Genomic DNA, 12,275 nt, shown 5'->3' on the forward strand with positions numbered 1-12,275 from the left:
TTGGTTGTGTGTTGTTTCAGGCGGTCGCAGTGGCCTGCGCACGCTCGAAGAGGTTGCGCACCACCCGCCGCGCGGCGGCGGCGGCGGTCTCCTGCCAGATGCCCATGCCGCTGTGGGCCAGGCCATCGCTGGTCAGGTGCACGCGCCCCTGGGGCTGGTTGAGCAGGTCGTAGTCGCTGTCCGGCAGCGGCCGGCTGATCCACGGCCCCAGGCTGTAGGGAACCTGGTTCCAATCGACCACCAGCGGCTTGCGCAGGTCCTGGCCATGCCCCGGATGCAACAGTTCCACGGCCTGGCGCGACAAGGCGATCTGCTCGGCGACGGTCTTGCCGCCGAACTGCCGGGCAACCTCGCCATTGTTGTAGGCGGCCACCAGGATGCCTTCGGGCTGGTTGAAGCCGCCGCTGGGGTACCACAGCCCGGACGACGCCTGGTTGATGAATGACAGGCCGCCGTAGATCTGGTAGTCGGTCTCCCAGAACCGCCGCGACTGCCAGGCCACCTTGTTGGCGTAGCCGAACTGCACGGCGGCGATGGCCTGGCGCGCGGGGGCGCTGAAGTTGTTGTCGATCTTCGCCAGCAGCGGCAGTGGCAAGGCGATCACCGCATGGTCGCTGCTGAGGCGTCGTTGCTGGCCGTGCTGCTGGTAGCCGATCTCGACCCGGTCCTCGAAATTGCGGATCGAGCGCACCTCGGCGCCCAGCTGCAGCGCGCCTTGCAGATGACGCTGGAACGCCTGGGGAATGCGATCCATGCCGCCCACGGGTTGGAACATGGTCGGCGAGAACTCTGGATACTCGTCGATCATCAGTGCGGTGCCCAGTGCCGGGTTGAGCAAGGTGCGCAAAGGCAGCGGGTCGTTGCGCTGCGCCAGCTGGTCGCCAGCACCTGGCCAGACCTTGTAGCCGGAGCGTGCCGAACCGAGATACTCGAGTTTTTCCGAAAGATCGCCCCAGGTGCGCAGGAAACCCAGCAGGTTGCGCTGGTCGTCCAGGCTCAGTTCCTGGTCCAGGGCCTGGCGGTTGACGGCCTTGGCCAGCAGTTCGGCCAGGTGACCGCGGCTGTCGTTCACGGCCTGGCGGATCTGCATTGGTGGCTGGTCCAGGTCGGGGCGAACCAGCGCGTTGCGGCTGGTGTTGACCAGCACCTCCAACTCCACCCCAAGCTCTCGGCAGTAGCCGAGCATCAGTTGGTGATGGCTGGGCAGCCTGCCGGGGCCTGCGTTGAGGTAGAGGCCCTCGTCGAAATCGGCTATCTGCACACTACCGTCGCTGAAGGCCACGCGGTCCCCCCGGCGTATTGTCCAGTTGCGACCACCGACCCGCTCACGGGCTTCCAGCAGGTTGACCGTGAATCCCGCTTTGCGCAGCTCGTAGGCGGCGACCAGGCCGCCAATGCCGGCGCCCACCACGGTTACCGAGGCGCCCTGCCCTACGTTGGCCGGCTTCAAGGCCGCATAGGTTTCCTGGCTGGCCCGCGCCGGGCTCATTGCACCGAACAGGCCCATGGCTGCCGTGGCGGCCTGGATGCCACCGACAACGCCGATACGGGCAATGAGCTGTCGTCTGGTCAATGGCATCGCGGGCACTCTCCCTGGTCCACGGTTATTGCGTTCAGTTATGACTCGTGGCCACAAACATTGAAAACGCTCTATGTGGAGCCATCCTAAGAGAGTGGGATGGGATAAGAGAAATACATTTTGAGCATATGCAAATATTAAAATGTGTAATGTTTTTGGCTTTGCAAGCTGCATGGCGCGCATAATTATTTGGTAACACCTCCATCCCCGTAGGAGCGGCTTCAGCCGCGATCACCCGCAAAGCGGGTGCCAGGCACCGCGATCGCCGCATCGCGGCTGAAGCCGCTCCTACAGCGATCGTGCCGCCTGCGCCATCACCCGCAGCAGGTTGCCCCCCCAGATAGCGGCGAGGTCCTCCTCGCTGTAGCCAGCCGCCAGCAGCCGTGCACTGATTTCCGGCAACTGACTGACATCGCGCAAGCCCTCCACGCCGCCACCGCCATCCCAGTCCGCGCCGATACCGACATGGCGCGGGCCGACCACCTCCAGGATGTGCAGCAGGTGGCGCATGAAGTCGTCCAGGCTGGTGCTGGGCAGCGGGTGTAGGGCTTCGGCATCGCGAATCCGCCGGGCCAGGTCGGCCACCTGTTTGGGCGGCAGGCTGGCGGCCTGGCGGAACTCCCGATACAGCGGCGCCAGGGCCTTGTCCCGTTCCGGGTTTGGCGGACGGGGAACGAGATCACTGGCGAAGCTGTTGACCTGCACCAACCCGCCCTTGGCGGCCAATTGGCGCAGGCGCTCGTCATCGAGATTGCGCGGGTGCGGGCCGATGGCACGGGCGCCGGAGTGAGAGGCGATCACTGGGGCATGAGACAACGCCAGCACCTGGTCGAACACCGCATCGGAGGCATGGGATACATCGATGAGAATCCCCAGGCGGTTGGCCGCCTGCACCAGTTCACGGCCGGCCGGGCTCAGCCCATGCCATTGCGGCAGTGCGGTGGCCGAATCGGCGAAGTCGTTGTTCTGCGCATGCACCAGCCCGAGCATGCGCAAACCCAGGCGCTGATAGGTGGCCAGGCGACTGGGGTCGGCGGCCAATGGCTCGGCGTTCTCCATGCTGATCAGCACCACCCGGCGTCCGCTGGCGACGATATCGCGAACCTCCTCGGCGCGGGTGGCCAGGGCAAACGCGTCAGGCCGCGCCGCGACCATGTCGCGGATGCGGGTGATCACCGCCAGGCCATGCTCGCTGGCCTGGGTACGCCCCTCGGGCGTGCGCGGGCCCTGGGGGGTGAAGATGGCGAAGAAACCGCCGTCCAGCCCGCCTTCGAGCATGCGTGGCAGGTCGACCTGGGAAAGGTCCTCGGCGTAGCTGTGGCGCTGGCTGATGTCCCAGCCGGGGCGCGCCAGGTGCATCGGGGTGTCGAGGTGGCTGTCGAGGACCAGCAGGCGCTCGTGCAGATCGCGGACGGCGGGAGGGACTTCGGCATGAGAAAAGTCGCAGGCGAGCGTAAGCGTCAGCAAGGCACAGCGTATTGGGCGAAGCATGGGGCGAATCCTTGAGATACCGGGTCGCCTGGCAAGGGCTTCGCCCTTGTTCGCGGGTAAACCCGCTTCCACAGGATTCAAGCTGTTTGCCAAGAGATCGATGTGGTGAGCAACACAGGCCCGAAGACCTGCGCGGGCCCTTGTTCGTGGGTTTATCCCCAGCTGAAACTGCGATCCCACAGTGGTGCTACATCCAGCCGCTGGGGCAACACGCCTGCCGCGAAGAACGTATCGGCCACCTCCTGCTGCGAACGCACCGCGGCATCGTCCACCGCCTGCAACACCCTGGGCCCGCTCTGGGCCTTGTACTGGGCGATGAACACCTCGCGCGGGATGCCCAGGATCTTCTCGCAGCGCGCCGCCCAGGCCTCGGGGTTGTGCTGCACCCACTGCCAGCTGCGGTACTCGCGCTGCACATAGTCCTCGATGGCCGCGCGCTTGCCGGGGGCTTCGATCGCATGCTGGTTGGCGGCGATCACATAGTTGCCCGACAGGTAGCCCTGCCCGGTGCGCAGCACCCGCGCGCCGCTGCGCAATTCGGCCAGCTGGATGAAGTAGCCGAAGGTCACCCAGACATCCAGGTTGCCGTTCTGGAACGCGGCGAAGCCGTCCTGCGGGGTCAGTGCCAGGGGCTGGATATCGTCGAGGGTCAGGCCATGGTCCTTTAGCGCCCGCAACAGCATGTAATGGGAGGACGTGGAGCGGATATACCCCACCCGCTTGCCGGGTAACTCCGCCAGCGACTGCATCGTCGAGCCCTTGGGCACGACGAAGGCCTGGTTGTTGACATCGCCCGTCAGCACGGCGATCAGCTTGACCGGCGCCTGGTTGCGAATGCCGAAGATCGGCGGGATCTCGCTCATCGGCGCCAGGTCCAGGGTGCCGCTGATCAGCGCCTCGAAACCCAGGTTGCCGCCGTTGAACTCGGCGTATTTCACCGCATAGGGCGGGCGCGGGATGCCCGCATCCTCGAAGAAGGTTGGCGCGGCACCCTTGTAGGTGGCCACGGCCAGGGTCAGGCCCTGCCAGTCGCGGGCGAAGGCGCCCGGCACGCAGCAGGCGAGCCCGGCCAGGGCGCTGTAGTGCAGAAAGTGTCGGCGATGCATGGTGGCTCCTCAGTCGAGAAAGTCGGGTTCGTCGCGCAGCAGACGGTCCCAGTAGGGCTGGAAGCTGAACCAGCCGCCGAACTCGCTGCCCACCTGGCGTGCGGTGTGTTCAGCCACTGCCGAGGGGATCGGCCGTGGCCTGCCGGCGGCCTCGGCGAGCAGCTGGGCGTGGGCGGCGTTGTCCAGGGCGATGAAGCGCCACACCGCCGCCTCCACCGTGCGCCCCACGGTGAGCAACCCGTGGTTCTGCAGGATCAGCGCTACCTTGTCCGGGCCCAGTGTGGCGGCGATCCGCGCGCCTTCACTGGCCTCCAGCACCACCCCGCTGAAGTTGTCGAACAGCGCGTGCTTGCCATGGAAGGCACAGGCGTCCTGGGTCAGCGGGTCGAGCAGGCGCCCCAGGCTCGACCAGGCCTTGCCGTACAGCGAGTGCGCATGGGCGGCGGCGACCACGTCCGGCCGCGCCTCGTGCAAGGCGGCATGGATGGCGAAGGCGGCCAGGTTGAGTGCGCCCTGCCCTTCGACGATCTCCCCCTGCGGGCTCACCAGCAGCAGGTCGCTGACACGGATATGACCGAAGTACACCCCCACCGGGTTGACCCAGAAGTGATCCGGGTACTGCGGGTCGCGCACGGTGATGTGCCCGGCGCCGCCCATGTCGAAACCGTGGCGGGCGAACAGCCGGAACGAACCCGCCAGCCGCTGCTTGCGCAGCAGTCGTTCGGCCTCGATGGACGGTTGTTGCGGGGGATCCTGCCAGCGGAACACGGTGTGCCCGTCGCGGGGCAGCGAGTAGACGGTCGGCGGCAAGCCGGTCATGGCGTTTCTCCTTGAAGGGGCAACTGGTTTTCGAGCCGGCGTCCGTGCTGGAAGTGAGCGACGTTGCGGGCCAGCAGCGCGGCGAGGTTGTGGTACACCTGCGGTGTGTTGGCCGAGGTGTGCGGGCTTAGCCGTACCCGGGGGTGGCTGTAGAACGGGTGGCCGGCCGGCAGTGGCTCGGGGTCGGTGACATCGAGGCTGGCCAGGGCCAGCTGTCCGTCGTCGAGGGCCTGCAGCAGCGCCTGCTGGTCGATGAGGCTGCCTCGGGCGAGGTTGATCAGGTGCAGCCCCGGCTTGGCATGGGCCAACGTTCGTGCATTGATCACATGGCGCGTTGCATCGCTGGCCGGTGCCGCCAGCACCAGGTGGTCGGCGCTGGCCAACAAGGCCTGCACGTCAGCTGCACGCTGCACGCCCGGCACTTCCAAAGGCAGGGGCGAGCGCCGCAGGGCGACGACCTTGATATCCAGCGCCAGGGCCTTGCGTGCCAGGGCTTGCCCGATGCTGCCGAAGCCATACAGCCCCAACGTGCTCCCTGCCAGCGAGGCCAGCGGGCGCGGCTGCCATCGAGTCGGGGTATCGATCCACACGCTGGGCAGTTGCTTGGCGGCGGCAAAGATCGCGGCCAGGGCGAACTCGGCGAGGCTATCGGCGGTCACGCCCCGTGCGCTGGCCACCGGCAGGCTGTTCAGCAGCCAGTGCGGAAAATAGTCCACGCCGGAGCTGACCAATTGCACGAAATCAAGGCCGAACGGCCAACCCGGGGGCGGCCCACTGGCATCGCGCAGGTCGGCGTGGGGCGCGGCCAGCAGGACGTTTACCTCGCGGGGCAAATCCAGTGGCACGCCCCGGGGTAGCGGCACTACCTCCACGCCCGGCAAATATTCACACAACAGGGTGTTGAAACGGCTGTCGAGCTGGCTGGCGATCATGCCTGCCCTCCCCGACTGGGCAAGGCGAATGCCGCTCGCCCGGCCGCGCCGAGCACCGCATCGTTCTGCGGCGTGTGGATACGGCTGCACAACACATCACGGTAATGCCGCTCCAGCGGGTTGCCCCGGGCCAGCGCCGGGTTGCCGATGGCCTCCAGGCCCAGCTCCACCGCGCGGATGGCCTGGGTGGTGACCAGGTACTTGACCTGGGTCGCCTCGCTGGCGGCGATGCGCCCTTCGGCGGCGGCATCCAGCAGCACGCGGTTGGACAACAGCAAGGCATCGATCCGCCCCACCAGTTCCTGGAAACGCGGCAGGCTCGACAACGGCGCGCCGAGGTTGGCCGGCGTGCGCCCGGCCAGCCAGCCCACCAGCCAGTCGCGGGCGGCGCGGGCGACACCGTCATAGAGGCTCGACAGCAGCACGGCCAGCCACAGCACGCCGTTGTGATCCAGCTCCGACGGGCGAGGTTGATGGGCGGGGAGGATGTCCACCGCGTGCTCCTCTGGCACCAGCACGTCCTCGAAGATCACGTCATGGCTGCAAGTGGCGCGCATCCCCAGGTGATCCCAGGTTTCCTCGATGCGGATGCCGGGTGTGTCGCGGTGCACCAGCCAGGTGCCGACGCGTGGCGCGGCTTCGTCACTGCGCGCCCACACCGACAGCCAGGTCAGGCCGGGAATGCCGGTGGAGTAGATCTTGCGCCCGCTGATGCGCCAGCCCTCCGGCACCCGTCGGGCGACGGTGCCCGGCAGGCCGCCACGGGCGGGCGTGCCCAGTTCGGGCTCGACACGCAGGGCGTTGACCAGCGCGCCCTGCTCCACCGCTTCGCGGGCCAGGCGCAAGCGCAGGTGCTGCGGCCACGCCTGGTTCTGTTGTAGCCGGGTGTGCTGCAGGTACTGCATCACCAGCACCAATGCCGTGGACGGTTCGCCCCGGGCCACGGCGGCGATCACCCGCCGCGCCTGGGCCAGGCTGGCTTCGCCGCCCCCCAGGCGCCGGGGCACGGTCAGGGCCAACAATCCATGCTCGTGCAGCCGTCGGAAGTTGGCGTGGGGGAAGCTGCCCTGGCGATCGTGCTCGCCGGCGCTGGCGGCGAACTCGTCGCTCAGTTGTGCCAGCAAGTCGGTGAAGGCCGGCGAATCGAGATCCAGCGTATTGGGGGTACGGAAGGTATTCAGGTTCATCGTTGCGCTGTCCGTGCAAGGGTATGGGCATGGGGAACCACCGGTGGCTCGACGCCCAGCAGCGCGAGCAGGTGCTGACGCAGGTCCTGGAAGCCACGGCTGGCCACCTCGCGATGCCGCGGCAGGCGCACCGGGATCTGCTCGGCGATGCGCCCTGCCTCCAGCACCACCACCCGGTCGGCCAGCAGCAGTGCTTCGTCAACGTCGTGGGTGACCAGCAGCACCGAGGGTTGGTGGGTGCGCCACAGCTCGATGATCAGCTGGTGCATGCGAATGCGGGTCAACGCATCGAGGGCGGCGAACGGTTCGTCGAGCAGCAGCAACTGCGGCTCGCGTACCAGAGCCCGGGCCAGGGCCACGCGCTGGGCTTCACCACCGGACAAGGTGCCTGGCCACGCCGCAGTGCGATGGCTCAAGCCCACCTCACGCAACGCGGCCAAGGCGCGGGCCTGCGGATCACCGCCGCGCAAACCCAGGGCCACATTGCGCCAGGCGCGCTTCCAGGGCATCAGGCGTGGCTCCTGGAACACCGCGGCGCGCGCCTCGGGCACCTCCAGCACGCCAGCATCCACTGCATCCAGCCCGGCCAGGGCGCGCAACAAGGTGGTCTTGCCCGAGCCGCTGCGCCCGAGCAAGGCGACGAACTCACCGGCCGCCAGGTCCAGGTCCAGGCCATCGAGCACCGCCTGGCCGGCAAAACGACGCGTGAGCCCACGCACCCGCACCGGTGGGCGCAGGCGTTGCAGTGCGACATCCATGGTCAGTTCCTTATGAAAGTGGGCCGCCAGGCCAGCGCCAGACGTTCGAGAACGCGCACCAGGGCGTCGATGGTCAGGCCCAGCACGCTGTAAACCAGCAGGCAGATGACGATCACATCGGTGCGCATGAAATCCCGGGCGTCGTTGACCAGGTAGCCCAAGCCCGCGCTGGCGTTGATCTGCTCGACCACCACCAGCCCCAGCCAGCTGATACCGAAGGCGTAGCGCAGCCCGACGAAGAATGATGGCAGCGCGCCAGGCAGGATCACATGCCAGACCAACCCCAGCCGACCCAGACCGAACAGGCGCCCGGCTTCCACCAACTTTGGGTCGACACCGCGGATGCCGGAAAACAGGGTGAGGTAGACAGGAAAGGTGGTACCAAGGGCGATCAGGGCGATCTTCGGCGTCTCGCCTACCCCGAACCAGAGGATGAACAGCGGCACGATCGCCAGGAACGGCAAGGTACGCAGCATTTGCACCGGCGAGTCGATGGCGAGTTCACCGCGGCGCGACAACCCGGCCAGCAAGGCCAGCAGCGTACCGATGGAAACACCGATGGCCAAGCCGCTCAGTGCGCGCCTGAGCGATACCCACAGATGCCCGGCCAGCTCGCCGCTGGTGACCATCTGCCAGAGCGTGCCGCCGATGGCGCTGGGGGCGGCGATGATCCGTGGCGGCAACAGGCCGAACCGCGCCGCCAGTTCCCACAGCACGAGCAGTAACAGGGGGCTGAACAGACGCAGGCCGAGGTTCTGCCAGTCCTGCCAGCGCGGCAGTATCAGCATTGGGGTATGGCTTTGCCGGGACATTCCTTCTCCTCGCGTGGGGCCTTTCCATTGTCTTCGGGCCGCAGGCGGGAGTGTGGATCAGGCCCGCTGCTGCCTGGCTTGATCCACATGCTATCGATCTTAAAAACCGTCGTGAAATTCGATCTGCTTCTAACCTAATATGCGAATTGTTAATTCGAATGTATTTTCTATATGCATGATTTTTAATTTCTCAGGCGTTAGGCGATACGTATTTTGCGCCTGCATCGCGGATGAATCCGCTCCTACATTCCAGGCCATGGTGATTGGTGCTGCCGCCTGTAGGAGCGGATTCATCCGCGATGCGCCGCACGGGCGGCGCTCGGTCTCCCAGGCAACAACTTCCAGGAGGCGTACACCTCCCCATTCACCCCTGATTCGCCACCCGCTGCGCCACCGTCTCGCCAAACATCGCCACCGGCGCCTGCAGGTTGCCGAGAAAACGCGGATGAATCAGCCACAGGTCGATCACCGGCTTGAAATCACTCACCGGCACGACCTCCAGGCGCTCTCGATGCCGGCTGTTCTCCAGCAACGGCCGTGGCACCAGGCCAAAACCCAGGCCATTGGCAATCAACCCCAGCTGCAACTCGGTACCGAAGGTTTCCAGGTTGATCCGCAAGGACAGCCCCTCATCGTTCAGCGCCCGCTGCAGGCCGGCACGGAAACCGCAACCGTCCGGGTTGAGCACCCAGCCTCGCTGATAGCAATCGGCGAGCTTGCAACTGCGCTTGGCCACCTCGCCCCGGGCAGCCACCACCACCAGGTCCATGCGTGCCAGCGAGCGGCCGACAATGCCCTCGGGAAACACCTTGCCGGCCGGGAACAACGCGGCCACGGCGTCCAGCTCGCCGTTCTCCATCTTGCCCAGCAAGTGGCTACCCCAGCCAGTGGACACCTGGGTCTGTAGCTGCGGATACAACACCTTGAGCTGGCTAAGCGCGTCGAGCAGCACCACGTCGCCGATGGTCTGCGGCACACCCAGGCGCAGGGCGCCGCTGGGTGAGGAATCGCTCAGCACCAGCTCGCGCAACGCGTCCATCTCGCGCAGCACCGCCCGGCATTGCTCGTACACGCGCATGCCCATGGGGGTCGGTTTCAGGGGTTTGGTGTTGCGGTCCAGCAGGCTGACCCCGAGAGCCTCCTCGAAGTTCTGCACCCGGCGAGTGATGGCCGGCTGGGTCAGGCGCAGCGATTCGGCCGCCTGGCTGATGGACTGGCTGCGGATGACGGCCACGAATGCATCGATATCATCTATCTTCATTCTTAATTCGCATAATAAATATCTGGAAAAATACGCAACAAGAATAATACCTTTTCCCTCGCCACGGTAGCGCCTGGCGCTGCCCCTCTCACATGGATATCGAGGGAAGTCATGTCTCAAACGCTCAACCTAGGACGGCTACGTGATTTCATCGGCGAACTGGCCGAGTTGCTCGCCCAGCACCCGGACGAACCGCGCCTGCTCGAGCAGGGCGCCGGACTGCTGCGCACGCTGGTGAGTGTCGATGACTGGCTGCCGGACGAGTACGCCCGGCCCAGCCCTGAACGCTACCAGCAGTACCTGCTGCACGCCGACTCACGCCAGCAGTTCTCCATCGTCAGTTTTGTCTGGGGGCCAGGCCAGGAAACCCCGGTGCACGACCACCGCACCTGGGGGTTGATCGGCATGTTGCGCGGTGCCGAGACCAGCCAGGGCTATGCCCTGTCACCTGGCGCCCTGCGCGCCGAAGGGGCCGCTGAAAGGCTGGAGCCCGGCCAGGTGATCGCAGTGTCGCCACGCATCGGCGACCTGCATCAGGTACGCAACGCCTACAGCGACCGCACGTCCATCAGCATTCATGTCTACGGCGCCAATATCGGCGCGGTGCTGCGTGCGGTGTACAGCGCCGAAGGCACGCAGAAGCCGTTCATCTCCGGCTACAGCAACAGCCACCTGCCCAACCTCTGGGACCTGTCGAAAGAGAACCGTGTATGAGCCAAGTCAGTCATCGTTCCTATCACGCTATTCGCACCGCCCTCCTTGCCCGCCAGGAACTGGCCTTGCTTGATGTGCGCGAGGAGGATCCCTTCGCCCAGGCCCACCCACTGTTCGCCGCCAATGTGCCGCTGTCGCGGCTGGAGTTGGAGATTTTCGCCCGGGTGCCGCGGCGCGACACGCCTATTACTGTCTACGACGACGGCGAAGGGCTGGCTCCGATCGCCGCACAACGACTGCTCGCCCTCGGCTACACGGATGTGGCCTTGCTCGAAGGCGGTTTGGCGGGTTGGCGCGAGGCTGGCGGCGAACTGTTCAAGGATGTGAATGTGCCGAGCAAGGCTTTCGGCGAACTGGTCGAGGCCGAGCGGCACACACCGTCGCTGGCGGCCGAAGAGGTCAAGGCGCTGCTCGACGCCAACGCCGATGTGGTGGTGTTGGACGCCCGCCGCTTCGACGAATACCAGACCATGAGCATCCCCGGCGGCATCAGCGTACCCGGCGCCGAGCTGGTACTGCGCGTGGCAGAGCTGGCGCCCGAGCCGGCCACCCGGGTGATCGTCAACTGCGCCGGGCGCACCCGCAGCATCATCGGCACCCAATCGCTGGTCAATGCCGGTATTCCCAACCCGGTATCCGCCTTGCGCAACGGCACCATTGGCTGGACCTTGGCCGGACAGACGCTGGAGCAGGGCCAGGCACGCCGCTTCGGTGCGGTGTCCAACACCACCCGTGCCGCCGCTGCGGCGCGCGCGCGCGCCGTGGCCGACCGGGCCGGCGTGGCACGCATCGGCCTGGCGGGCCTGCGCCAATGGCAGGCCGAACCGTCGCGCAGCACTTACCTGTTCGATGTGCGCACGCCGGAGGAATTTGCCTTGGGCCACTTGCCCGGCGCCCGCTCCACGCCCGGAGGCCAGCTGGTCCAGGAGACCGACCACTTCGCCAGCGTGCGCGGCGCACGGCTGGTGCTGGTGGACGACGATGGCGCGCGCGCCAACATGAGCGCGTCGTGGTTGGCGCAGATGGGCTGGGAGGTGGCGGTGCTCGATGGGCTGTCCGTGTCGGACTTCAAGGAGGCTGGCGCCTGGGTCGCCCCCGTACCCATGCCGCCTCAGGTCGAAACCATCAGCCCCGCCACGCTCGCCAAGTGGCTCGAGGAGCCGGGTACGCAAGTACTGGACTTCACCACCAGCGCCAATCATGTCAGGCAGCATATCCCCGGTGCTGTGTGGGCATTGCGCAGCCAGCTGCAACAGGTGCTGGCGTCGTTGTCCGGGGTGCAGCGATATATCCTTACCTGCGGTTCGAGCCAGCTGGCGCGCTATGCCGTACCGGAAGTGGCAGCATTGAGCGGCAAGCCGGTGTTCGTGCTCGAAGGTGGCAATACAGCCTGGAGTGCTGCCGGTTTGCCCAGCGCGCAGGGTGACCAGCGCCTTGGCGCGCCGCGCATCGATCGTTATCGACGGCCCTATGAGGGAACGGACAACCCGCGAGAGGCCATGCAAGGGTACCTGGACTGGGAGTTCGGATTGGTGGCGCAGTTGGGGCGCGATGGGACCCACGGGTTCTTCGTGATCTGAAATGTTCGCCGGCACGCCGGCTGCTACGGGGAGATT

The 12,275-nt window shown here is 66.4% G+C and carries 11 protein-coding genes; 2 read left to right on the forward strand and 9 right to left on the reverse strand.

Going from position 1 to position 12,275, the window contains the following annotated elements; all coding sequences use genetic code 11:
- Positions 1–16: 16 nt before the first annotated feature.
- The 9 genes from JYG34_RS13280 to JYG34_RS13320 form a co-directional block, all read right to left on the reverse strand.
- Complete coding sequence (locus tag JYG34_RS13280) at positions 17–1,579, reverse strand: flavin monoamine oxidase family protein (protein ID WP_213656874.1); 1,563 nt, start codon at positions 1,577–1,579, stop codon at positions 17–19.
- Between the two features lie 288 nt (positions 1,580–1,867).
- A complete protein-coding gene (locus JYG34_RS13285; RefSeq protein WP_213656875.1) occupies positions 1,868–3,070 on the reverse strand; it encodes a dipeptidase in 1,203 nt (400 codons plus the stop codon).
- A gap of 152 nt (positions 3,071–3,222) precedes the next feature.
- Complete coding sequence (locus JYG34_RS13290) at positions 3,223–4,176, reverse strand: ABC transporter substrate-binding protein (protein WP_213656876.1); 954 nt, start codon at positions 4,174–4,176, stop codon at positions 3,223–3,225.
- 9 nt (positions 4,177–4,185) lie between these two features.
- On the reverse strand, positions 4,186–4,995 hold the full coding sequence (locus tag JYG34_RS13295) for a class II aldolase/adducin family protein (protein ID WP_213656877.1): 810 nt from the start codon (positions 4,993–4,995) through the stop codon (positions 4,186–4,188).
- Positions 4,992–5,927 carry an NAD(P)-dependent oxidoreductase gene (locus tag JYG34_RS13300; RefSeq protein WP_213656878.1) on the reverse strand — a complete coding sequence of 312 codons (936 nt, stop codon included), beginning with the start codon at positions 5,925–5,927 and terminating at the stop codon, positions 4,992–4,994. Before JYG34_RS13300 ends, JYG34_RS13295 begins: the two co-directional genes overlap by 4 nt.
- Positions 5,924–7,114: an acyl-CoA dehydrogenase family protein gene (locus tag JYG34_RS13305; protein ID WP_213656879.1), complete on the reverse strand. Its 1,191-nt coding sequence runs from the start codon at positions 7,112–7,114 to the stop codon at positions 5,924–5,926. Before JYG34_RS13305 ends, JYG34_RS13300 begins: the two co-directional genes overlap by 4 nt.
- Positions 7,111–7,872 carry an ABC transporter ATP-binding protein gene (locus JYG34_RS13310; protein ID WP_434011116.1) on the reverse strand — a complete coding sequence of 254 codons (762 nt, stop codon included), beginning with the start codon at positions 7,870–7,872 and terminating at the stop codon, positions 7,111–7,113. The genes JYG34_RS13305 and JYG34_RS13310 overlap by 4 nt, the downstream gene beginning before the upstream one ends.
- A gap of 2 nt (positions 7,873–7,874) precedes the next feature.
- Entirely contained in the window at positions 7,875–8,660 is a 786-nt protein-coding gene (locus JYG34_RS13315) for an ABC transporter permease (protein WP_249746288.1), read from the reverse strand.
- Between the two features lie 388 nt (positions 8,661–9,048).
- Complete coding sequence (locus tag JYG34_RS13320; protein WP_213656881.1) at positions 9,049–9,945, reverse strand: LysR family transcriptional regulator; 897 nt, start codon at positions 9,943–9,945, stop codon at positions 9,049–9,051.
- Between the two features lie 111 nt (positions 9,946–10,056).
- Between JYG34_RS13320 and JYG34_RS13325 the strand changes: the two genes are divergently transcribed.
- Together JYG34_RS13325 and JYG34_RS13330 are read left to right on the forward strand one after the other, a co-directional pair.
- Complete coding sequence (locus JYG34_RS13325; protein WP_213656882.1) at positions 10,057–10,659, forward strand: cysteine dioxygenase; 603 nt, start codon at positions 10,057–10,059, stop codon at positions 10,657–10,659.
- Entirely contained in the window at positions 10,656–12,239 is a 1,584-nt protein-coding gene (locus JYG34_RS13330) for a rhodanese-related sulfurtransferase (protein WP_213656883.1), read from the forward strand. Before JYG34_RS13325 ends, JYG34_RS13330 begins: the two co-directional genes overlap by 4 nt.
- Positions 12,240–12,275: the final 36 nt, after the last annotated feature.

Source organism: Pseudomonas entomophila (assembly GCF_018417595.1).
Classification (GTDB): domain Bacteria; phylum Pseudomonadota; class Gammaproteobacteria; order Pseudomonadales; family Pseudomonadaceae; genus Aquipseudomonas; species Aquipseudomonas entomophila_C.